Consider the following 21554-nt stretch of genomic DNA (forward strand, 5'->3'; position numbering starts at 1 on the left):
GAGCGCGCCGAGTGTGGCGATGGGGGGTTCTCCTACCTTGCCAGTGCCTTCAGATACCTGCGGCGGACGAATACTTGCGCCACCAGCAATGCCGGAAAGGCGAACCTCCAAGGCCCGCGTGGCGCTGGTCTGGTCAGGGAACGGAGCGTCAAAAATACTGTGCCGGTGCTGTCTCGGTGGACCACAAAAGCCTCTTCGCCTGAGACTGGATGACCGAGCAGTGTCCCGTACGAGAATCCGCACCTATCCGGAGTGTCCACCACATCCACGACACGCACAGGTTCATGGATCGCGATCGCGCCCGCCGCCAGCACAATGCTGTATTCAGCCCCTTGCGCAATTGGCACATCCGGCGAGACACGGAATCCGCTGCGCCGCTTCACACCCCACCGGGCAACCTCCGCTGCAGCGAAAGACCACATGTCATCACCCCGTCCGATGGCAACGGTGGCTTCGAAGCGGCGGTAGCCATGCGTCGGAGCTGACCACGTGACAGCATGCGGCTCGGTGAGTCCTACGCCCGGATAACTGAACTCGGCAGGAACTGTCATGGGCCGCTCAACTCCATGAGCATCCGCAAACACATTCCTCGGACGCAGCGACTCCTCGCACTTCCGCCGGGCACCAGCGGATCTGGACGTCACACTCGCGCTGGAGTTGAGGTGCGTTGCGCTGCTGCGCCTTTGAGGGCGTCCCAGGCGGCGTCGGCCCCTTTCCAGAAGAGGCGCCCGGCGATCGACATGTACAGGAAGTAGGTCAAATACACCGGCACGGTGCCCCAGTGGGTAACCCAGCCGGGTAGGGCGGTGATTGCAGCGAAGCCCGCCACCAGCATCACCAGACCGGCCAGCAGGGCGGCGAAGTCTTTGGCCCCGAACTGTGCCCGTTGGCTGAAGATGTGCATGATCCCCCGATCAATAGAACGGCCCGTTTGATTTGTACGAGCGTCACCCGCCGATGACACGCGCCGGGCCGTGGTGTTGTTGCTGTCGCCGAGCGTAGCCGTCGCCAGCTGTGTTTGCTCTGTGTGCTAGATCACCGTTCGGTTTGGGGTCTGATCCACGACTAAACCTTTATGGAACCCACCGTCAGCACAGGCAGGCAACGGGTTCACAGTCCTGAGGGGGGGCATCGTGGACAACTTCGTGCCGAGTATCCGGCGTTGCGAAACCGCCGCTGCGGTAGACACTGGTGGGCGCATCACTCTTTGCGACACATCGCAGTACCCTGCTGCCCACGCGCACGCGGTAGCCAGCCCTTTGGTGGTCGCACGCCGCGGCGGTGGCCGCCACCGCGCCGCTCCGGTGCGCGCGGTCGGGGATCGTGGCCGGTGGCTGCGCCTGGGTGTCGCGGCGGGGTTGACGGCGTTGGTGGTGCCGATCGCTGGTTTGATGATCCCGATGATCACCGCTGATCCCGCGGTGATGGCGCAGGCCGGGGCGACCCCCAAACCCGGATCACCGGGTGGCAATCACTCCAAACCCGGTGACAACAAGAAAAAGAAGAAGAGCGACAGCAAGAAGAAGTCGAACAACAACGGCAACCGTGAGGGTTCGTCGTCTTCGCGGGGGTCCTCTGATGGCCAGCACACCACGGGGCGGTCGGGATCGAGTTTCAGCGAGCAGACCAACGCCAACAACCGGTGGAGCGCTGACGGCCCGAATCGCAGCGTGAACACAAGAGTCTCCAGCCAAGCCGAACCACCGCGCACCGTGCAGGCGCAGACACGGGTGCTCGACGCCGCACCCCAGCAAGGCCAGCAGAGCACCAGCCAACCGGCCACGGCGCTGCAGGACGCCATTCCAGCCACTACACCGGCACAGCTGTCGACACCCCCGGCCACCCAGCAGACTCCGACCATCGTGCTGCCCCCGCAGGGCGAATATGCGCAAGGTGAGCAGAGCACCACCACCGTTACCCCCGCTGCCCCCAACGACCCAACAGGGCCAGCTACTGCACTTGTAGTCGGGTTGGCTGCGGCCGGGGCCGGAGCGGCATCGCGGCGCAACGGCACACGGACACAATCGAACTCTTCGGCAGGGCCCAGCCAGGGGGTGCGCGGCGGGTTCAGCGTCACCCACATCGGCCAAACCGACGGCGACCAAACCCTGGTCACGATGACCGACCCGTCGTCTCCCACCACTTACAACTTCGACGCCACCCAACTCACCCCCGAGGGCGGCAGCCTGCGCGTCAACCCCGACCAAACCGTGTCCATTCTGGATGCCGCAGGGACCGAAACCGGAGACGGCTTCTCCGCACCCTGGGCACGTGACGCCACCGGCGCCACCCAACCCACCCAGTTCACCGCCACCGGAACCACACTCACCCAAACCATCTCGCCTCTTGCTGACGCGGTCTACCCCATCACCGCAGACCCAGACGGCATCAAAGTCGATGATTCGGCTATCGATAGCCTCACTGCGCCGATACCGGCGAAGCCGCCGCTCCTGGTGCATTCAGATCAGAAGTTCGGTCAATCGGACATGTCCGCTGCTGAGCGCCTACTGTCAGGGATGGGCGGGCGCGCTGATGGCACTCTCGCTGTCGGCTATCTGCAAGCCCGCAATTGGGACACCGCCGCCGATCTCATCGGGCACTACCTGGCCAACGAGAGCGGCAGCGGTGATTCGTCGCTGGGGCGCGACTTTCAATTGTCCACTGCGCAGACGGACGCTCTCGGCGTCGACCCCTATAACGGGGGCTATGGAGCGAACATCCAATCACTACCTGACCTGCTCCAGCAGGCCCGAGGCAGTGCCCTGGCTGCGGCGGCCATGTCACCGCAATCGACCTACACCGAGGTATTCGGTGCAAATGACGGGTGGACCGAGGTCGCTGGAAGCACCCCAAGCAATATCTACTCGGTGGGCCGATACTCGACACAAATCGTCACGCAAGTTCAGAACGTGGGGACCGCGCAGGCTCTGATCCATCAGCGCTTCTACATCTACGACTTCACCGACTACGAACACACAAGCGAGACAATCACCAACATCGACGCACTTACGGGCAGTCCTGTCGAAGCCGGGAAGATGACCGTCATCGACGAACTCAGTACCCTTCGTGAAATCGGTTACGCACGTGCTTTCAACACATTTGGGGTCAGCAGCATCAAAACGTTTGTGCCTGGCCAATGATAAGTAACGCCAGCATGCGCCGGGCGCGGTGGATGATCGCGATTGTGGCGTTCGTGACCACGGTCGCGGGCTGCGACGACAGTCCGCCGCCACCCTGGGTGTCCCAACTCACTGACGACCAAGCGCGCGACGCGATGTCCGCCCTGGGCATCAACATTCCTGCTGAATACAAACTCGTCGGCATGACTTCGGTGAGATATCCCGTCGGGCAGCCTTCCTACACGGGTGCCTTCGACCGACCGACCCGAGTGCCCGAGGACGGTGCCATGGTCTCTATCGACGGCGCGCCCGCCGCGGTACCCCTGACGAAATGCGATTCAGGCGACACGAAGACCTGGGCCGACTACGGCTTCACCTGCACGCTGGCGAACGCGCAGTACGTCTCTTTCATACCGGCGAACAGAGGAACGGTGGAGATCACCGCTGTTACAGGCACTCTTACCCCCGGACAGACCCGCTTGTTCGTCTACTCAGCCGGAACGTAACCGTCCCTCGTCGCGCAGAGGACATAACTGGGGCCACTTCGACACGTCTTCCCGGGGCCAACTCAAGTTGACATAGCCACGGTTCCACCCAACGCCAGCCGGTGCTGTGAGCCAGACCGGTCCTCTGCGACGATTCTTATCAACATCTACAACCTGGTTAGAGAGGTGGACCGGTCAGATGGCTCATTGCGCAGCAGGTACCGATGGAGTCGGCAACCCCGCGATTGTGCACCGACATGGTCGGAGCGGCGCGTCGCAGACGTCGGCAGCGGCGTTACGTATCGTCGGGCGAACCGGTGGTGATCTGTTCCCGATGACCCCGTGGGCATTGCACGCGTTGGACCGGCTCGGATCGCTGGTCGGACGCACGCTGGACCGCACGCCAGTCGAGGCGGTCGACATCGACGGCGTGCCAGCGATATGGGTGCGCGCTGCCAGTGTGCTGTCGCCGTCACGAACGATCCTGCATGTGCACGGCGGCGGATTCATGTTCGGTACACCAGACATGTACCGGGCCGCCGCCGTCCGCTTGTCGGCAGCGACGAACTCCCGAGTGCTTCTGTTCGACTACCGCCATCCCCCGCACAGCGGTGTGGAGGCGATGGCTTCGGACTGCCTGACCGTGTACCGGTGGGTGCTTGCTCAGGTCCCACCGGACGAGCTGCTGGTCAGCGGCGACTCCGCTGGCGGCAACCTGGCGTTCGGAATGCTCGCCGGGGCGCGCGATGCCAAGCTGGCGATGCCTGCTGGTTTGGTGACGATGTCGGCCTGGCTGGACCCCGATTATCGCCATCGCCGCGGGGAGCCGCGCGACGCATTCTTTGCGCTGCGGTTCGCTCGACGCGCCGCCCGCTTGTGTAGCGACCGCACCGGTCTGGCAGCGCAGGTCCGCCCGCTCGATCTGGACCTAGCGGGGTTACCACCGACCTTGATGCAGCTCGGGTCCACTGAACCGCTGGTGCCCGGCAACCGCCGGATGGCCGACCAACTCGCCGGTGCCAACGTACCGGTGACGTTGCAGTTGTGGCAGGACCAGATTCACGTCTTTCAGCTGCTAGTCTGGTTCCTGCCTGAAACCCGCGCCGCGCTTGCCGAGATCGCCATATTCGCCGACCGAGTCGCCGGAGGCCAAACGAAGATCGCGGGCTGAGCCGCTCAGCCGGACTCATTCGATCGGCCTCGTCGCGCTGCACTTCGATCGAATTGACCTCGGGCAGTTGCGCTATACACGGTTTCGTGGCTCACGCCAATGATCGAGACCACGGTGAAGGCCAACTCACCACTGGCGATCATCCGCTGCAGGGCGTGCGCCGACCGCAATCTCAGACCAGTCGTCCGAACGCCGTCTGAAACCGCCGCTGAGCTGTCGCAACGATCCACCGACACAAACCGACTAGCCGTTGAGGGATCACACACGGCTACCGAGCATCGATCGGGTCTGCTGCACGAATAGGTGACATCTTGACCTGACCCACCGTTTGGGTTCCAGATTCGGTGACTAAGTGACGGCCTGTACGAAAGGCTGACCGTCATGCCCCGCCCCTATCCGGCCGAGTTCCGTGCCCGCGCGATCGCGCTCGTGCGCGCCGGCAAGCCGCAGAAGCAGACCGCCGACGATCTCGGCATCCATCCCGTCACATTGTCGAAGTGGATCAAACAGGATGACATCGACCGCGGGCTGCGCCCCGGTGTCCCGACGAGCGAATCAACCGAGCTGCGCGCTGCCCGGCGACGAATCCACGAGCTGGAAACCGAGTTGGCCATTGTGCGTCAGGCTGCCACGTTCCTCGGGGAGGACAAGCTCCGCCCAAAAGGATCTATCCGGTGATCGACCAACTCGTCGACGCCGGGGCACCTGTGGACCGCTGCTGCACGATTCTTGGTGTGACACGCCAGAACTACTACAAACACAAGCGAAAACCGACCACAGCCACCCAGCTACGCCGTAAATGGTTGACCGGACTGATCCGAGAGATTCACGTCGCCTCACGCGGTACCTACGGCTATCGCCGCGTACACGCTGAACTCACCCTCGGCATGGGAATCACCGTCTGCCCGCGCACCGTGTCGGTCCTGATGACCCTGGCCGGCATCTACGGCCTGCCCGGGCCAGTGCGGGTCAAACGGCTGCGCGGGGTGGCCACTGCTGACGATCTGGTCAACCGCAAGTTCCACCGACTGACTCCAAATGAGCTGTGGGTCACTGATATTACGCAGCACAGGCCCCGGGAAGGATGGCTGTACTGCTGTGCTGTGCTCGATGCGTTCAGCCGCCGGATCGTGGGCTGGTCGATGGACTCGAAGGCCGATGCCACGTTGGTGGTCAATGCGTTGGATATGGCCATCCGTAACCGCCGGCCCGCTTCTGGCGGCATCGTCCACGCCGACCACGGAACTCAGTTCACCTCATGGGTTTTCGGAGAGAAGATCCGCTCTGCCGGGCTGGTTCCGTCGTTCGGATCAATCGGCGACGGCCTCGACAACGCCATGATGGAAAGCTTCTGGTCGTCCATGCAGATCGAGCTACTCGACTGCCAGAAGTGGAAGACCCGCGTCGAGCTGGCCAACGCGATCTTCGACTACATCGAGATCTTCCACAACCGCCAACGCCGCCACTCGGCGCTGAGCTACCGCACCCCGATCGAGTACGAACTATCCTTCACCAACGACACCCTCACCGCCGTCAGTTAGCCACCACGACTGGAACCCAACAGGTAGGGCAGGTCAAACTGTCACCTGATCGTGCAGCAGACCCATCCGGTCGACCAGAGCGGTGTGCAGCGAGTCGGAATCAGCACGGGGCAGACGAATGAGGCGCAATGTCCGGGTCTGGCGTTCGACCAGCGTACCGATCGCTGAGAGGTGGTTGTCACCGATGATGAGGTCTCCTTCCCAGTGGCCGGCTTGCGACCGATCGATCGGAGGGAATGGGCGGTCGTGGATGGTGAGCATGGGCTGCTGGAATCGCGGCCGGCGGCGCTGCTGTTGCTGGTGTGCTCGGCGGTGGTCGCGGCCTGTTCGCAGCGGTGAACGCCTATGCGGAGCCAATCGCGTAGGGCGAAGAAAGCGTGAATTTGGTTGGTAGACAGCCTGATAGATACTTTCATGACACAACCACATCGACCGATCGTCAGGAAAGAGCACCCGTAGATGGCGGCTGATCTGCTGTGGGCTCCACCGCCGACCGAGCAGCTCGACGAGCAGGACACTGAGCTGATCACTAGTGTCGACTCGTCGTCGGTGATGGCGTGCTCGGCGTGCGGTGGCCTGTCGATGAGCGTCGAAGGGCTGATAGGTACGACCGTCCGAGGTGGCGTTGCGCCCGAGCTCACGCGAGATGGTCGAGGGCGCGCGTCCGAGCTTGTCGGCGATGGCGCGCATGCTCAGCCCAGCACTGCGCAGATCAGCGATCTCGATGCGCTCATCCTGTGACAGATAGCGCGTGCTGATCTGACGCACTGCCAGCGGATCCAATGGCGGGACGAACCCCACCACGACACCATTGCGGTAGGTCTTGTGACCGCTGGACCAGGCCGTGCCTGATGACCGGGACACGCCGACTTCGCGGGCCGCGGCACGGATACTCCACCCCCGAGCCCGCAACTCCATGAACCGCTGACGCTTGGCCGACAGCGGTCGACGCCCCGGCCCCTTCTTGACCCGACGCGATGATGCCAACACAACCTCCAGAATCTAGAGAAGTGTTGCAACGACGACTCGAAACCACCCCGGAACAGGCTGCTCACAATTCAACCGGAGCTGACAGCAATACTGCGAATTGCAGACGTAAAGGTCACGAACTCGAAAGAGGTCGTGACCTTTGTGTTTAGAGGTGTTTGTTGGCTGAACTCGTGGATTTGGGGCGGTGGGGACTTCGTTGCCCAGATCCACGCCGGGGCGCTGGAGCCGCGGAGGTTCGGGTGCGGCGAGCGCGGGCTCTGTCGAGTAGGTGTTCGACCCCGATCAAGTGCCGCTGGCCTTCCCGGTACCAGTCACATAGGCAGCCGGCGCCGCGGCCATGAGAAGCTGTAGGTTCTCACGATCGGCTGCATTTGGCCGGCCGGTCCTCCGACCTGCGGCGACTGGGTGTGTCTCACGGCGACTGCATCGGCGTTTGTCTTACGAACGGCTTCATTTCTTACAGCGCCACCGTCAACGCGCCGTGGCCACCTGGCCTTTTGCGATTCTCACGCCTCAGATGCAATCGATCGTGAGAAAATGAAATCGGTTGTGAGACAGTACAGAAGGCGGTTCTACCGAGCCATGTTCGCAAACCGGGACATCGAAAGATTATGTGCCACAGTTAAATTCGCAGTGGGCCCGTTACGATGCTTGCCCAGGATCAGATCGGCCTCGCCGCCGCGCGGATCGTCGCGGTCGATCGCGTCGGGGCGGTGCAACAGGATGATCATGTCCGCGTCTTGCTCCAGCGATCCCGACTCACGAAGGTCCGACACCTGCGGGCGTTTGTCGGTGCGTTGTTCTGGGCCACGGTTGAGTTGGCTGAGCGCTACCACCGGGACGTGCAGCTCTTTGGCCAGCAGCTTGAGGCTTCGGGAGAAGTCCGACACCTCTTGTTGCCGTGAGTCGTATTTCTTCCCCGAGGTCATCAGCTGCAGGTAGTCCACGACGATCAGTCCGAGGTCGGTTCGCTGTTTGAGCCGCCGGGCCTTGGCCCGGATCTCCATCATGGTCAGATTCGGCGAATCGTCGATGTAGAGCGGCGCTTCGCTGATCTCACTCATCCGTATCGCCATTCGTGCCCAGTCGTTATCGCTGAGACGGCCTGAGCGCATGTCGGCCAGTTTGATACTGGCTTCGGCCGAGAGTAATCGCATGACGATCTCGGACTTGCTCATCTCCAACGAGAAGATCACGCTCGGCTTGCGGTGCTTGATCGAGCATGATCGCATGAAATCCATTGCAATCGTCGACTTTCCGTGACCAGGACGACCGGCGACGATGATCATCTGGCCACCGTGCAGACCGTTGGTGATCTCGTCGAGGTCGACGAAGCCGGTGGGAATACCGACCGATTGGCCGCCGCCGGACTGGATGGCGTCGATCTCGTCCATGGTCGGCTGCAGCAGCGACTCAAACGGCACCATGTCCTCGCTGCCGCGGTCCTCGGTGACGTCGTAGATTTCTGCCTGGGCACGGTCGACGACCTCGGCTACGTCGGCCCCCTCGGCGCCGGCGTAGCCGTACTGCACCACGCGGGTGCCGGCCTCCACCAGGCGACGCAGCAGAGCTTTCTCTGCGACGATGCCGGCGTAGTAGCCGGCATTGGCAGCGGTCGGCACGGTGGCGATCAGGGTGTGCAGGTACGGCGCCCCGCCGATGCGTTGCAGTACCCCGCGCCGGTCGAGTTCGGCGGCGACAGTCACGGCGTCGGCCGGCTCACCCCGGCCGAACAGGTCCATGATGGCGTCGTGGACCTGGCGGTGGTTGGGCCGATAGAAGTCATTTGGACGTAACCGCTCGATGACGTCGGCGATCGCGTCCTTGCTGAGCAGCATCCCGCCAAGCACGGACTGCTCGGCGGCCTGATCCTGCGGCGGTTGCGGGCGGGGGCTTCGTCGAGATCGGTCATGCCAGCGTCTCCTCGATGTCGCTGGCCTGGTTGACCGGCCAGCACTGGTCACACACCATCGACTTGAGCGGGAGCTGCGGTCGTGCAGTGGCTTGCGTAGCGCCGCACACCAGGCACTCGCATTCCGAGATCATCAGATCGACCACAGCATCCGTACTGAACGACCGCGCAGGCGTAATCGGCTCAGGCATGGCACTTCTCGATACCTGGTCTCCAAGCACACTCTCGGCCCAGCGCGCTAACGCCACCCCCAACTCGAGGTCGGGGTACAACCGGGACGCTCGCCGGCCGGCACCTGCCAAGGCACTGACTGGGTCCGTGAGCGGTCCCATCTTCACCTCGTGGGCGTGCAGCAGCAAGGCGCGCTGCTCAAGCGTAGTGACGGCCTCAACCTCGGCATGCCAGCGGTCGGTGTCGGCCTGAGCGCTCGGGCGGCTCGTTGGTGCGGTATCAGCCGACATCAGCGCCGTGCGGGCCTTCTGGGGACGGGCGGTCACAGCGCCGTGTAGCGCCCGGTCGGGTCGCGCCGGCAGGTTTCGCAGGCGGGAGGCCAGAAACGATCCGGGGTTGTCGATGCGGTTAGGCCAGTCCCAGTGGCGTTCTTTCATATCGGCGTTGAGCGCTGTGAGCAGCTGCTTTGCGGTCCAGGTGTCGAGATCAAGCCCTGATCGGGTCAGGGCGTTGCAGATGGAGCCGATGTGTCCGCGGTCGAGGCCTTGGCTGCCAGCCACCAGTCCCGCGGCCAGCTGCTGGACGTGCAGGGGCCGTGGCGCGCAGCGCCGGCTCCGCTTCGGTGCCTTTGAGGGGGAATGCGATCTGGGTCGCGTCGCGCTTGCGCGCGCGTTTGGTGATTGAGATCTAACTGGGGTTAACCGCCTATCCCTACGGGATGGCGGTAGGTCGCAAACGGCGCGCTCAGCGTCGGGCTTGCGTCGGCTGACCAGATGCCAAATCGACGTACGCCGACCGCATCTGAGCGTGTTCGACGATCCAGTTCCTCGGTGGATCTCTATCGCCAGCCCGCTGATGCTGAGCAGCTTGCGCACGGTAGTCACCGTCCGCTCGGAGCAGCCTGCCGCGGCCGCGACGGTCGCGTTGGACACAGCGCAGTGACGGCCACTGGCATGGTCGGCGTGGGCGGCCAGCACCGCGGCCGCGGCCAAGCTCCGCTCGGGACGAATGTGCAGGCGACGGGATTCGGCACGCCCTTCGTCGGTAGCCAGCCAGCCCGTCAGTTCGGTAAGCCACCCAACGCGGCTCGTCCACATCGGCGTGTCCGCCGAGCTCGCGCCGGCGCGCACGATCCATTCACGGCGCGCCTTGCGGGCCTGGGCCCGGCGCGATCGAGCACAGGCATATCCACGGTCAGCGGCGAGACTGACGTGCTGTACGCCGGCGCCGCGGATCCGCGACCGCACTGGCGCGGCGGCGTCGCCGCTGACGAGATGGGTCGCTCGCGCGAATTGGTGCGTGCGCGAGCGCTTCTGGCAAACGCCATCAGCATGGGGTTCACGGTGTCGTTGCACCTCCGTGATGACTGCGTCTCCGCAGTTCACGGAATGTTTTCGTGATCCCCAGCTCGTATCAGTTGAACTGTGTCCAGGGTAAGCGCTACCCTGAGAAGCACCTACCACGGTGATTCTCCTCGTTTTCACGGGGACCGAGAGTTCGAGTTGTCGCTTGACTCTCAACTGAGACTTCGGAGTTCGTACCTCCGAGGCTCTCGATTCGAAATCTCGCTCACAGCGCCCCTTCGGGGGCGTCTGTTCAGAACGTGACGCTGCGCCGTGGTGCAAACACGCAGCCGGTCCCGCCCGCCCTTCCCGGGCACCTGATCTCTGTCGGTCCCTCTATCCAGTTGTGTTGCCCCGCTTGCGCAGAGCTCGTCAAATCAGCTGGACACCCTCCTCTGTTGCGAAACCGGACCCGCTGCCCGGCTGATGGATGGACGCGCCGCGCGGTGTCTCAGCGATGAACCAACCCCACCGTGACTGCTGCTTCACGCAGACGTCGTCCACCAGCGGGTGCCCCACGATCGGGGGCTGCGCGGACGGGACGAGAAACTGCGCCGACGACGCGAACGGCCACCGGCCGCCTGCTTCGCCCGCGGTAACTACTGCGGCGCCCGCGGCGCATCCGGGCGCCGCCATGTCCGGCACCACCAGTACCTTCGCCGAGATGCGGCGAGCCCCGCCAACATCTGAGCGTGATCGCCGTGCGCGCGTGGTCACCGTTCCCATCTGCGATTCAGCTCGATGTCGTAGTGCCCGGCCAGCGCGGCGAGTACCGAGCATGGCGAACTGACCACGCACTCGCTGGTAGGCGTACCCGCCCGATTCCCGCCCCACGGCCCGGCGGTGAAGGTGCATGATCCGCACACCAGGACCGCGTCCGGGCACAATGTCACCGCTCGACGGTGAACCGCAGACGCCGGGCGGCCCTCGGAGCACCCCTCACACGACACCAGCACAGGGCGATGGCGCGCGGCGTGGGCCAACAGGTCTGAACGGTGACCTGCCTCTGCCACCTTCCCAGGTGGCAGATCAGCCAAGATCGCGGTGAAGATCTGACGGAGCAGCCCCCGATCACGCTCACCCGATGCCTCGGTGTACAGCTCAATTTCACGTTCAACTGTCCCCTGGTTCAGGGCCACCACCCAGCCGCACCGCTCACAGCGCTGCGACGCCAGGAAGCTGCTGTCATAGGCGAATTGGCCACAACGTCGCACGTACTGCGTGGGCAACCCACATATCGAGAATGTCTCGACCTGACCAACGTGGCCACCCCGCGCTACCTCGGCGGCCATCCGCGGACCGTAGACCTTCAAATCCACGGCGTGCCATTGCCGCGGATACGCGCCACCGCCGCCGATCCCGAACCGATAACGCGGAAGATGCTGGCCACCAAATGAGTTCACTGCATCGACCACACTCACGCCGACCCCCTATCGTTGCTGACGTGAAGGCACACGGGCAGAATCCTCACGCTGCCACCTCCCGGTGCAGCGCAGCGCGCAGACGGCCACCGATCCACTCGCCCACTTGCGGCGACACCGCATTGCCGTAGCCATCGGTCTGCTTACGCGCGCTGCCCCACACCACAAACGAGCCTTGGTAGTGCCCGAAATCGACATCGAAACCGCACCCCCGGCCGATCTCGTGAGAGGCCATCATGCGGAAGTAGCAGTCCTCCAAGGGCAGCTCATCGAGCATCTCGTGCCACCGGGCCGTCAGAAGACCTGCCGTCGGGTTGGCCGTAATCGCGCCAAGCGGATCAGTGATCGGATGCGGCGCAGGAAACTGATCAGGCTGACTCCCATGCTGCTTGAACCATCCGGAAAACAGCAGACCCTGGGTGATCGCCGAACCGACTACCGTCCCGATCGGCCGATTCACCGGGTAGGAGCGGTACTTCGCCTCCTCGATCGAGCCATTGCACTGCACCCGGCCAGCTGCAGTCAGCACGCCGGGGATCTGTTCGGTCGTGATCGTCGGCATCGCTTCGGCATGCGGGGTGGGCACGGTGTTGTTCCGATAAGGCACGACACCGCTGGAAAGCACAGCAATACCACCCGACCCGGCGCCGGCCACCACGGTCTCCATCGGCTCGTCCACACTGCGGCTCGTCGCGTTGGTCCGATTGGGCAGTACCCGAGCAGTGAGCAGCCCCAAGGTCTCGGACCCGCCCTGCGTCGGCAGGGCTTCATCCGCCCCTCGCGGGGCTCCTTGGAAGTTGTCAATGGCCATCGCCACCGGTGGCGTGAGCAGCGCAGTGGTACTCGTGGCCGTCTGCGCCCACATGGGCTGGCTGAGATCCCGGCTGCGGCAGGTAGATCCGGGACGTTCATAGGTGTTGCCGGCCGCGGCCATGATCGCACCCGTGGAGAGCACCGCTGTCTCCTGCTGGCTGGTCTGCGTTCCCATCGGCTGCCACGGGTGACGCTCGGTGCCACGCACAGCCTTGGCCGGCATGAGGACTGCCGGGAACTCGCCGAACCGTTGCCGGCACCGCTCAGCACGGGCCATCGTCGCAGGCGCCAGCGGCTTCTTCCGGTCACCGATACGGGTACCGAGATCAGAGAGGTCCAGCGCCGCAAGCGACGGTGTGATCGGCGGGATCACTACTGCGCGGCACGACGGGCACCGGTATTGGTACTGCTTGCCGTATCGGACCGACCCGGTCGGGGGCACCCCTGTTTTCCACGTCCACACCGCCTCGACGATGCGATCACAGCTGGCGCACCACGATGGGGGCCGGTGGTCAAGATCCGGGGCAGGGATCTTGGCGTCCCACATGGCGATATACAACCTGTCACGGGACTGCGGGACCCCAAAAAACATCGAATTCAGGTACAGGACACGGTATTTGTAGCCCAGTAATTCGAACTGCTTCAGCCACCACCGGTACGTCGAGCCGTCGCCAACCTTGCGCTTGCCAGGGACCTGCGGACCCCACGAGGTCAACTCGGTCGTGCACTCGACAAGAACCAGCCGCGGATGATGTTGGGCGGCATAGTGCAGCACGCAGTTATGGACGATGATCCCGTCGGCGGTGAAGCTGTGATCCTCTTCGACCTCGATGTCGAATACAACGTCCTCACGTCCTGGCTTGACCGACCGAACGACACCGACGCACCTGTTGTCGACCGTGGCAATCGTCGATGCGCGCCGCTGCTCCGCCATCCATTGCAGAATCCACATAGGTCGGGTCGCGCCGGTTCGGCCTTCAATGCTCCACGGTTCTGTTCCTCGGCAACGCAGGGTAGGGCGATAACCGAGGGTCTGCAGGAGCAACTTCATACCGATCGCGAGTTGGCGGCTCACAGTCGCGCACGAACCGCGGCGGCCGTTCAGAGACGAGCAGCCGTCGGCGGACATGTACCCCTCCACCAACGCCTTCCGGTGTTCGGCGTCCATACTTAACGCCCACGTGGGGATCGTCTTGCCGTGCGCGAGCTCACCGAAATGCGCCACTAGCCATCGGGCCAGCGCGCCACTGCCACGCAGTTCGTATTGGACTGCGGTCGCAGCCTCGGTTACGCGCGCATCCCAACGGCCGTCGAGTTCGCCGCGCTCGGCGTAGCCACAGCAGATGCCAACCATCGCACCAGAGGGTTTGCAGCGCCTGATCCAGCCGTCGCCGAGCCACCGCCCGACGGTCCACCAGAAGTGCTGGCCGTACTGCCAACCCGAGGGAGCATCGGGCACCACGCACGTCGGGAACTCGATCGGCGACTGCCAAGCGTGGCCGACCAGGGCGCCGGCCTCTATCCACTCTTCGTCTGCACCATATGTCCAGCCATGGCTGGTCAGCTTCGCTGGGCGGGTGAGGAATTGGTGGTTCGCGGTGACCTGCAGTGCAGTGTGTCCGCGCCCTTCGATTGTGACGAGTGAAGCGCGCCGCGCCATCGTCGCTGTCACTCGCCGCCAGCGATGCATGTGGGTCAGGACTTCGTCACCGACAATGAGCTGTTCGATAGGCACCATTCCGCGCCGTGCGACGACTATCGTCCCTGCAGGGAAGCAGTTCGCGGTTGCGCGGTCACGCTCGGACCGGGTGACGCTGGCGTCGAACTCCGGATCCTCCAAGTCGAAGAGCGACAGACCCTGCTCGTATGCCTTCTCAGTGTTGGCCTGCGTGTGGTTTTTGCACGACACCCCTGCAGCCACCAGATCAGCCGGCGGCAAGTCACGTGCGGAGTGATAATCCGATGATTCCTTGTCGACCAAATCCGCAATCCAGTGTTCAGCCTCAGGGTGATTGGCCTCATGTACTTCTACTTTGTAGCGGTTGTGGTTGGCGGCCATGATCGTCGTGAACCCGGCCCGCTTGATGCCTTGTGTCAGCCCACCGAACCCCGAGAACAGATCCACCGCGACCAGATCGTCGTGAGCGAAGCGCCGCCGCTTCGCCGCAGGGCGGTGCACCGCCGATGAGACCCCCGCCTTCACAGCGCACGACCGTGGTTGCCCGCGGGGCGCCCGACCTGGACCGGGTTCCCCGGGCGTAGATCTCTGCTCGGGTCCTCGACGACCATCGGAATCTCGCCCAGCGAACGATCCCGTCGGTGGTCAAAGAGTCTGTCCCCTAGCGTTTGTCGGCTCTGTATCAGCGGCACTGACGCCCTACCCTTCATGTCCGAAGTAGTTGACTGATCGCTCACGACGCCTCCTTGCCGGGATGAATTGGGCAGCGTGGACTGTGGCCCTGCTCGCGAGGTGACCACCCACACCCAGGGCAGCGCCCCATGGCGATGAGCTGTTCAGTCTTGAATGGCTTCCAAAGGGGCGCGACGCCGGCGGTCCGCTCGGGGTTCATGCTGCACGCCGCGGAACAGTGCGGAGCAGCCGATACGCGTCGCCCGCGCCCGCGATTCCCAGCAGGTCCAAGGCAGCGGGAACATCGCCCGCGCTGATGATGACACCGCGCCAGCCTCTGGGCAGCTTGGCCTCGATTCCGAGTCGGCCCATGACCGCGTAGAGCGTCAGCATCATCGCCGAGGAAGGGCACGTGATGCAAAGGCCTTCCCTGGTAAAGGTTCCGGCGCCGTGGACCGCGCCACGGCTGATCCCCAGGGCCGCATCCAGGCCCAGTCCGAAAACCCAGCGCTCATCGCGATACCCGTAGCTGCCAAGCACTTCGTGCGGCCGTCGAATGAGCAGCGTGCCGGATCCTCCGTCGGCTGGGCTGACCTGGATATCCCTGTGGTCGATGGCCCTGGCCGCCCACTGGGCTGTGCCGGCATGTTCGAACGTGATGCGCATCAGCGCCGGCCCGAGATGCTGGGTGCGGCTGAATGCCAACAACGCTCCGATGTGACGCGACCGGACAGCGGGACGCGTCGGCGCGGCGGCCAGTTGTCTCCTCACCGAACTGGTGACCCGATCGAACTCGGCCTGCGCCGGGCGCCGCGCCGATGGTGGCTTCGCCTTCGTCATGTCGAGACCTGCAGTCTGTCTCCGACGGCGTCGCCGATACCGGCGATCTGCCTGAGGCGATCCATCGCCGTCAACCACTTCTGGCGGTCAGACTGCGGGGGCACCCACACTCCGGCGTACATGCCGGTTTGTGCGGCCTGGACCACCGCATCTTCGGCACATGAGCGACGAGCCGGGCAACGTAGGCACATCTGTTCAAGATGCTTGCGCACAGCTGGTGTGGGTTGGCGATCAGAGGCCCAAAGCTCGGGCGCATCTGGGGTTTCCACAATGCAGACCTTCTGGTCGGCCGCAGCTCGCCCGAGTGACTGAGTCATCAGGCCAACCCCGCCGCCGCGGTCGCCGGAATGATCTCGGCGATGAAACGGATCGAAGACCCGGCCACACGCGCAGCGAGGTCACGCGCGGGGTCGTCGAACTTCACTGCCGACCACAGCGCATCAAACTCGCGCTTCAGATACCCGAACCCCTCGTGGCTCGACACCAATGTGCGCCCATTCGGGCCGACCAAGGCGCGCGCCAACTGAGCTTGCGCTGCGGCGGCGCGTCCGCGCGTCTGCCCACCGTCGCGGGGTTCGTACAGGTCGGCGATGAAGCGCACAGCCATGGCACCGACCTGGGTGGCCTCTGCCCGGGCAAGCCCAATCCGGTTCCCGCGGACCTCGTCCCAGAGCTCGTCGACTTCCTCGGCGAGCACCATCGCACCCTCGATTGGGGACTGCCAGAGTCGAGGGTGATCAGAAATGCTGCACTGCAGCTCATCCCAGATAGCCAGTTCCGCATGGCGGTACGGAGCATCTGGGTCGCCGACCGAGCAGCCGGTGGCGATCAAGTGTGGAGTCCTCATGCCAGGACCGCCAGCAACGCGGGATCAATATGACGGACGCACACGCTGCAGGCGTCATCACCGGGCACAGAAGGAGACCCGCAGACCGTGCAGGCGCTGGTGCAACTGCGGCAGGCTAGCTGACCGTCGACGCGCACAGGCTCCACCGGTTGGCCACCGCACAGGGGGCAGTCATCGAAGATCGACGTCCGGCTAACACGCACTGAAGCGCCGGAAATCGGCGCCACGAATGCGCTTCTGACCGAGTTCGAGCAGTTCAGGACTGTCGAACGGAGTTGTGGGGCTGGAATACTTGATTCCGTAGGCGGCAAGCCTCTACCCTGGTATTGACCAAGCAAAGTCACTCTCTCCTTCATCGGGGAGATCTGGACGAGAAGTTGCAGCTTCTCCTCCACCCTCGGAACTGCCCCCCTTAGTGGGGGCAGTTCTATTTCTGGGACTGGATCCCTCTCACGTGTACTGCGCGGCCAACGGCCGGTACGTGCACTCATCACCTCCCACGCCGCGGACTCCGCGGAGTTGCTCGACGTCGGTCAAAGCCCTCCCCGACCCGAGACGGGCAGGGCTGATCACGCCGCCACCGACGGCTTCTTAGGCTTGCGAGCGCGCGGCGCGTCAGTCCCGGTGCGCGCGATGTGTTCCAACCGCTGGATCCGCCGGCGATAGCGGCCGCCTCTGTCGGTTTCAGTGAAATCGATACCAGCCCACATCCCAACAACGCGGTACTCAGTGCCGGCCGTCAGGTTCAACGCTTCGTTGGCGCACCACTGACGAAACGGGCACGCCAGGCAGGCGCCGGCCAGATACGGATAGAAACGAGGCTCAAACCACGCATCAGGATCGCTTGTTCGGCACTGCATTTCTGTGTCGTCCTGCGGTACACGCATCTGCTGTGGCTCAGAAGGAGCGATCGAGCGCTCTACAGCGGCTTCGTCGGTGTCATCGAGCTCCGCGTCGAACAGGCTCATCTGCTCAGCGTCCGAGCGACCCCCGCGGAACTCCAATAGTCCAGCCGTTTTCCCCGGGTTGTCTGTAGTTCCGTTCATATCTATCCCCAATCCCCCCGCAGCGCCGGTAGCCCGATCGCTGGTAGTGCCCCACCCTCACAGATAGTAAATATCAGTTTCGCAACGCGCGCGTCAACAAAACTGGCGACACGGAGGTTGACAAGTGACGAGTCGAATCTTGTCCCGCTCCGGCCCCCGGGTGACCGCGTGATGTCAGACTAAGCGCAGTTACATCAAGAGTGCAAGACAAAGTGCTATTTAAGTGTGGGGCGATCGGAGACGTGATCCAGATGAGCTTTCGGTTGTGTGGCGCGCAAATGTGCAGTTCAGAGCGTTGGCGTACGCCTACCGGGCGCGTGCGCGGCCTTACCGGGCCTGAAAAAAATCACGCTTACGGCACGTTAAGAGTGTCCCTGGACAGAGAAATCGCTACAGAAAACGTGACTCGGTACGATTTCCCGCATGAGTCCGCCGTCAAGCCACGCCCACGTGCCTTGACGTTCAGGGACGCGGGCGCGGCGCTCCGGCGCCTTCGGAAACGTCGCGGCTGGACACTCGATGACATCGAGGCAATGACCGGTGTGACCAAGATGTCCATCAGTCACATAGAACGCGGCAACAAATCGCCGAGACCCTCAACGGTATCGCGCATCGAGACGGGTCTGGGTTGGCCGCCCGGAGCGTTCTATCGGCTTGCCGATGCAGGCGACGACGACGCAGCGCTCGACGACCTGGCAGATAGCTTCAACATCGAGAATGGTGGGGCTGTCATCGATGTGCCCGTCCGCAGAATCAAGGGTTCCGCAGTACTGGTTGCACACGCCGAGGCGTACATCGACATGATCGACTCGCTGATTGGGCAGTTGCCGGCGCCATCGAATCCCCGCTTCGCCGTCACGGTCAATGCGGCCCTCGCGCAATGCGCAAAGGTCACCATCCTTACAGCTAACTCGTGGCAGATGGCAGGCATCACCGATCGCGAAACGGCTGCGGATCTCCTCAAAGCTGTACATGACCTCGATGCCAAGCGGCAGTTGCTGTTGAGTCGAATTCCGGAATCGACGGCGGCTCGATACGACAACGCCTGTCGCCGAAGTGGGCTGCCGGACCCCGTAATCAGCGTGCTGACGGGCCTGACGGCGGATGAGTCCTGGGTTGTTCGATGTGGAGGGGCAGTACCCGAGGGTGCCAATGCGAGAATTGCTGCGTTCATTCGATCGCAGCTCGGGTGATTGGCGACTGAGGTAACATGAGTTTCCGCCAGGCTGGGGCTACGAAACCGTGGAGTGATGGACAACGACCGACCCGAGACGATCGGTGAACTAGACGGATCGGATCTCGCTGCCAAACTCAACCAGCTGTTCGACACAATGCACCCACGCGGCGTACCGCCCGTCACGAACTACGCTGCCGCCAAGGGCATCGAAGAGAAAACCGGCGTCAGTATCACGCCGCAGTATCTTGGGCAGCTCCGCGCAGGCAAGAAACGCAATCCCGGCATCCAGCACCTACGGGCCATCGCCGCATACTTCGGTGTATCTGCGCGATACCTATTGGAGCCCGGCCCCAGCCCCGACATCGAATCCCAGCTTGAGGTTCTCCGAATCCTGCGTGATGCCGGAGTGCGCAACGTCGCCGCCCGCGCTTCTGGCCTATCGCCCGGGGCGTTGGCCAACGTCGCGAACATCATCGACCAGCTCCGATCAATTGAGCAACTCCCGCCTGTAGATCCCTCCGACAAGGACGATTGACCATACTGCTTCCGCATTACTGAGAAACGTTGCCGCGTAGGGGATCCCATACTGAAGGTGGCCTTGCTGTGCGGCGACATGTCAGCGCTACGCGCCGTCCACGTTGATCTTCAAATCCTGCGGAAGTACCCATAGCTGCATGGCCACCCGCGACAGCCGATTGCCACTGAACGCCGGGACGTCCACGATTGCCACCCAGCCTCCGGTGTCGAGCTTCAACCAAGCGGATTGCCTGCCTGGCATCCACGGCTCTAGATGCAGACCTCCGCTCTTAATCCACATCGCGATCGAATCCCGACGGCCACCAGCAGGCGGAAACATCCTGCCCGTATAGACGAGGACCTCGCGGTCAACGGCGATCAGCGTCCGATACCCGAGTAGCTCCGCAGACCAATCTGCGAACATCTGTGCGAGTTTCTCAAATGCTCACGCACCGCACAACCGTGCATGCGGGCCGTAATCGTCCAGCGGTCAGTCTGCCGCGATCTCATAGACCAGGCGGTACGAGTCGCTCGACATGATCGAGTCACAGATCTCGAGGACGCGCTCGCCAGCGTCTGCGGAGAACGCCTTGCGAACCGTGCGGAGAATCGGCTGGTTCGCCCCCACCGCGATCCTGTCCATCTCATCGACCATGGGAAGTCGCGCTTGCACGGTCTCCTGAAATCGGCCGATGAGAAACCCGCGCTCCTCTAAACGGGCGTAGATGCCGCCGTCGCCAGTGTCCCTGTGCATGATGCGCGTCCCCTCGGCGAGATCTAGAGGGACGTACGACACCGACCACTGCAAGGACTGCCCTGAGACCACGTACTGGCGGGAACGCCGAACCACTTGGCGGCCGACCCAATCGGCATCCACATGATCGAGCTGCCGGGCAAGGGCTTCGTCGAACTCGATCACCGACACCTGTATCGCGTCAACGACCGGCTTGAAACCAGCGGACCTGGCATCCATGGAGTACGGCCCCAGTCCCTGCTCGCGATTCGTCCGCTGCAGGCGGGTGTTAGCGAGCCTGATGATGGGTGGTGACTTCCGGACGAAGGTGCCACGACCACGCCCAGACATGATGAGTCCTTCGTTGATCAGCACCTTGAAGGCGTCCCGAATCGTGAGGCGGCTGACGTTGTAGTGGCGCGTTAATTGCACAATGGTGGGTAGCTGCTGGCCAGGGCCATAGACGCCGTCCACAACAGCCTTACGAATGGCATCAGCTACCTGATGCTGTTTTGAGTTGCGGCCCGTGTCTTCGATGATGCGCGGCGGAAGTCGGACGGTACTCATGGCATCAATTTTACGCGAGAAGAAGCCCTATCCGGACGCCTAGAAAATGCGCGCACTCGACCATAGAAGTTCGACCCCGTCGTGATAGCGGATCGCGGTTTCGCCGGTGGATGAGACGGCGTCGTCGACGCGAACGCCGAATGCCGGGGTCATCCACTGGGCGGCCCCATCAGTCGCTACCCACCGCAAATCAGTTGTCTCCGAACTCAAACGAAGTTCACCGGCCAACAACGCGCAGCGAAATACCAGGGCTACGACGTGGGCGCGCATATTCAGATAGCAGCCGGTGAAATGCGTGGGTTCAACAAGAAGTCCGGTCTCTTCCCGTACTTCTCGCTGAACACACTGATGGAATGTCTCCCCGCGCTCCAGCACGCCCCCCGGAGGTTCCCACGCTCCATTATCTGCGCGTTGTGCGATCAATACTTTGCCCGAGTCGATGACGACTCCCGCAACACTCACCGAGAATCCTGATGGAATCTGATCTATCAATGGCCAACCTTTGCTCGCTG

General features: G+C 63.4%; 20 protein-coding genes and 1 pseudogene. 6 read left to right on the forward strand and 15 right to left on the reverse strand.

All coding sequences use genetic code 11. The features are described 5' to 3' along the window. Positions 1-32: 32 nt before the first annotated feature. Both QN239_RS31370 and QN239_RS31375 read right to left on the reverse strand, forming a co-directional pair. Positions 33-551 (reverse strand): DUF1990 domain-containing protein, encoded by a 519-nt coding sequence (locus QN239_RS31370; protein WP_499017117.1) that lies wholly within the window; start codon positions 549-551, stop codon positions 33-35. 89 nt (positions 552-640) lie between these two features. Then, complete coding sequence (locus tag QN239_RS31375; protein WP_499017119.1) at positions 641-904, reverse strand: hypothetical protein; 264 nt, start codon at positions 902-904, stop codon at positions 641-643. A gap of 358 nt (positions 905-1262) precedes the next feature. Here QN239_RS31375 and QN239_RS31380 point away from each other — a divergent pair, with 358 nt between their 5' ends. The 4 genes and pseudogenes from QN239_RS31380 to QN239_RS31395 all read left to right on the forward strand — a co-directional run bounded on the left by QN239_RS31380 (position 1263) and on the right by QN239_RS31395 (position 6316). Beyond that, on the forward strand, positions 1263-3140 hold the full coding sequence (locus QN239_RS31380) for a hypothetical protein (RefSeq protein ID WP_499017121.1): 1878 nt from the start codon (positions 1263-1265) through the stop codon (positions 3138-3140). A 32-nt stretch (positions 3141-3172) separates the two neighbouring features. Continuing rightward, entirely contained in the window at positions 3173-3625 is a 453-nt protein-coding gene (locus QN239_RS31385) for a hypothetical protein (RefSeq protein ID WP_499017123.1), read from the forward strand. A gap of 313 nt (positions 3626-3938) precedes the next feature. Continuing rightward, the gene (locus tag QN239_RS31390) at positions 3939-4775 is read left to right on the forward strand and encodes an alpha/beta hydrolase (RefSeq protein WP_499017124.1); all 837 of its coding nucleotides are present in this window, start codon (positions 3939-3941) and stop codon (positions 4773-4775) included. A gap of 381 nt (positions 4776-5156) precedes the next feature. After that, positions 5157-6316 (forward strand): annotated as a pseudogene (locus tag QN239_RS31395) (IS3 family transposase). A 33-nt stretch (positions 6317-6349) separates the two neighbouring features. Here the strand turns inward: QN239_RS31395 and QN239_RS31400 are convergent. From QN239_RS31400 to QN239_RS31445, 10 genes are all read right to left on the reverse strand, one after another. Next, positions 6350-7303, reverse strand: coding sequence for an IS30 family transposase (locus QN239_RS31400; protein WP_499017125.1), 954 nt, complete (start codon positions 7301-7303; stop codon positions 6350-6352). A 575-nt stretch (positions 7304-7878) separates the two neighbouring features. After that, positions 7879-9306 carry a replicative DNA helicase gene (dnaB, locus tag QN239_RS31405; protein WP_499017304.1) on the reverse strand — a complete coding sequence of 476 codons (1428 nt, stop codon included), beginning with the start codon at positions 9304-9306 and terminating at the stop codon, positions 7879-7881. Continuing rightward, positions 9215-9949, reverse strand: coding sequence for a hypothetical protein (locus QN239_RS31410; protein ID WP_499017126.1), 735 nt, complete (start codon positions 9947-9949; stop codon positions 9215-9217). The genes dnaB and QN239_RS31410 overlap by 92 nt, the downstream gene beginning before the upstream one ends. Positions 9950-11104: 1155 nt before the next feature. Next, entirely contained in the window at positions 11105-11449 is a 345-nt protein-coding gene (locus tag QN239_RS31415) for a hypothetical protein (protein ID WP_499017127.1), read from the reverse strand. Next, positions 11446-12153 (reverse strand): hypothetical protein, encoded by a 708-nt coding sequence (locus QN239_RS31420; protein ID WP_499017128.1) that lies wholly within the window; start codon positions 12151-12153, stop codon positions 11446-11448. The genes QN239_RS31415 and QN239_RS31420 overlap by 4 nt, the downstream gene beginning before the upstream one ends. 46 nt (positions 12154-12199) lie before the next feature. Next, on the reverse strand, positions 12200-15169 hold the full coding sequence (locus QN239_RS31425; RefSeq protein WP_499017129.1) for a DNA cytosine methyltransferase: 2970 nt from the start codon (positions 15167-15169) through the stop codon (positions 12200-12202). Positions 15170-15532: 363 nt separating this feature from the next. Continuing rightward, a complete protein-coding gene (locus QN239_RS31430) occupies positions 15533-16156 on the reverse strand; it encodes a hypothetical protein (RefSeq protein ID WP_499017130.1) in 624 nt (207 codons plus the stop codon). Beyond that, on the reverse strand, positions 16153-16473 hold the full coding sequence (locus QN239_RS31435; RefSeq protein WP_499017131.1) for a WhiB family transcriptional regulator: 321 nt from the start codon (positions 16471-16473) through the stop codon (positions 16153-16155). The genes QN239_RS31430 and QN239_RS31435 overlap by 4 nt, the downstream gene beginning before the upstream one ends. Continuing rightward, complete coding sequence (locus tag QN239_RS31440) at positions 16473-16988, reverse strand: hypothetical protein (protein WP_499017133.1); 516 nt, start codon at positions 16986-16988, stop codon at positions 16473-16475. The genes QN239_RS31435 and QN239_RS31440 overlap by 1 nt, the downstream gene beginning before the upstream one ends. Before the next feature lie 584 nt (positions 16989-17572). Beyond that, entirely contained in the window at positions 17573-17971 is a 399-nt protein-coding gene (locus QN239_RS31445) for a WhiB family transcriptional regulator (protein WP_499017135.1), read from the reverse strand. A 356-nt stretch (positions 17972-18327) separates the two neighbouring features. On the opposite strand from QN239_RS31445, the gene QN239_RS31450 reads away from it, so the two are divergent. After that, the gene (locus QN239_RS31450) at positions 18328-19242 is read left to right on the forward strand and encodes a helix-turn-helix domain-containing protein (RefSeq protein WP_499017305.1); all 915 of its coding nucleotides are present in this window, start codon (positions 18328-18330) and stop codon (positions 19240-19242) included. 57 nt (positions 19243-19299) lie between these two features. Then, positions 19300-19761: a helix-turn-helix domain-containing protein gene (locus QN239_RS31455; protein ID WP_499017137.1), complete on the forward strand. Its 462-nt coding sequence runs from the start codon at positions 19300-19302 to the stop codon at positions 19759-19761. A gap of 87 nt (positions 19762-19848) precedes the next feature. On the opposite strand, the gene QN239_RS31460 is transcribed toward QN239_RS31455, so the two are convergent. The 3 genes from QN239_RS31460 to QN239_RS31470 all read right to left on the reverse strand — a co-directional run bounded on the left by QN239_RS31460 (position 19849) and on the right by QN239_RS31470 (position 21534). Continuing rightward, on the reverse strand, positions 19849-20166 hold the full coding sequence (locus QN239_RS31460; protein ID WP_499017138.1) for a hypothetical protein: 318 nt from the start codon (positions 20164-20166) through the stop codon (positions 19849-19851). A 66-nt stretch (positions 20167-20232) separates the two neighbouring features. Then, positions 20233-21042: a GntR family transcriptional regulator gene (locus QN239_RS31465; protein ID WP_499017139.1), complete on the reverse strand. Its 810-nt coding sequence runs from the start codon at positions 21040-21042 to the stop codon at positions 20233-20235. A gap of 39 nt (positions 21043-21081) precedes the next feature. Next, on the reverse strand, positions 21082-21534 hold the full coding sequence (locus QN239_RS31470; RefSeq protein WP_499017141.1) for an NUDIX hydrolase: 453 nt from the start codon (positions 21532-21534) through the stop codon (positions 21082-21084). Positions 21535-21554: the final 20 nt, after the last annotated feature.

This window comes from Mycolicibacterium sp. Y3 (genome assembly GCF_051188035.1).
GTDB classification, from domain to species: domain Bacteria; phylum Actinomycetota; class Actinomycetes; order Mycobacteriales; family Mycobacteriaceae; genus Mycobacterium; species Mycobacterium fluoranthenivorans.

Coding starts and splice junctions, on each gene's coding strand:
- QN239_RS31370 (WP_499017117.1), bottom strand. CDS start 551: ATGACAGTTCCTGCCGAGTTCAGTTATCCGGGCGTAGGACTCACCGAG.
- QN239_RS31375 (WP_499017119.1), bottom strand. CDS start 904: ATGCACATCTTCAGCCAACGGGCACAGTTCGGGGCCAAAGACTTCGCC.
- QN239_RS31385 (WP_499017123.1), top strand. CDS start 3,173: ATGATCGCGATTGTGGCGTTCGTGACCACGGTCGCGGGCTGCGACGAC.
- QN239_RS31390 (WP_499017124.1), top strand. CDS start 3,939: ATGACCCCGTGGGCATTGCACGCGTTGGACCGGCTCGGATCGCTGGTC.
- QN239_RS31430 (WP_499017130.1), bottom strand. CDS start 16,156: ATGACGAAGGCGAAGCCACCATCGGCGCGGCGCCCGGCGCAGGCCGAG.
- QN239_RS31435 (WP_499017131.1), bottom strand. CDS start 16,473: ATGACTCAGTCACTCGGGCGAGCTGCGGCCGACCAGAAGGTCTGCATT.
- QN239_RS31445 (WP_499017135.1), bottom strand. CDS start 17,971: ATGAGCCTGTTCGACGCGGAGCTCGATGACACCGACGAAGCCGCTGTA.
- QN239_RS31450 (WP_499017305.1), top strand. CDS start 18,328: ATGTGCAGTTCAGAGCGTTGGCGTACGCCTACCGGGCGCGTGCGCGGC.
- QN239_RS31455 (WP_499017137.1), top strand. CDS start 19,300: ATGGACAACGACCGACCCGAGACGATCGGTGAACTAGACGGATCGGAT.
- QN239_RS31460 (WP_499017138.1), bottom strand. CDS start 20,166: ATGTTCGCAGATTGGTCTGCGGAGCTACTCGGGTATCGGACGCTGATC.
- QN239_RS31465 (WP_499017139.1), bottom strand. CDS start 21,042: ATGAGTACCGTCCGACTTCCGCCGCGCATCATCGAAGACACGGGCCGC.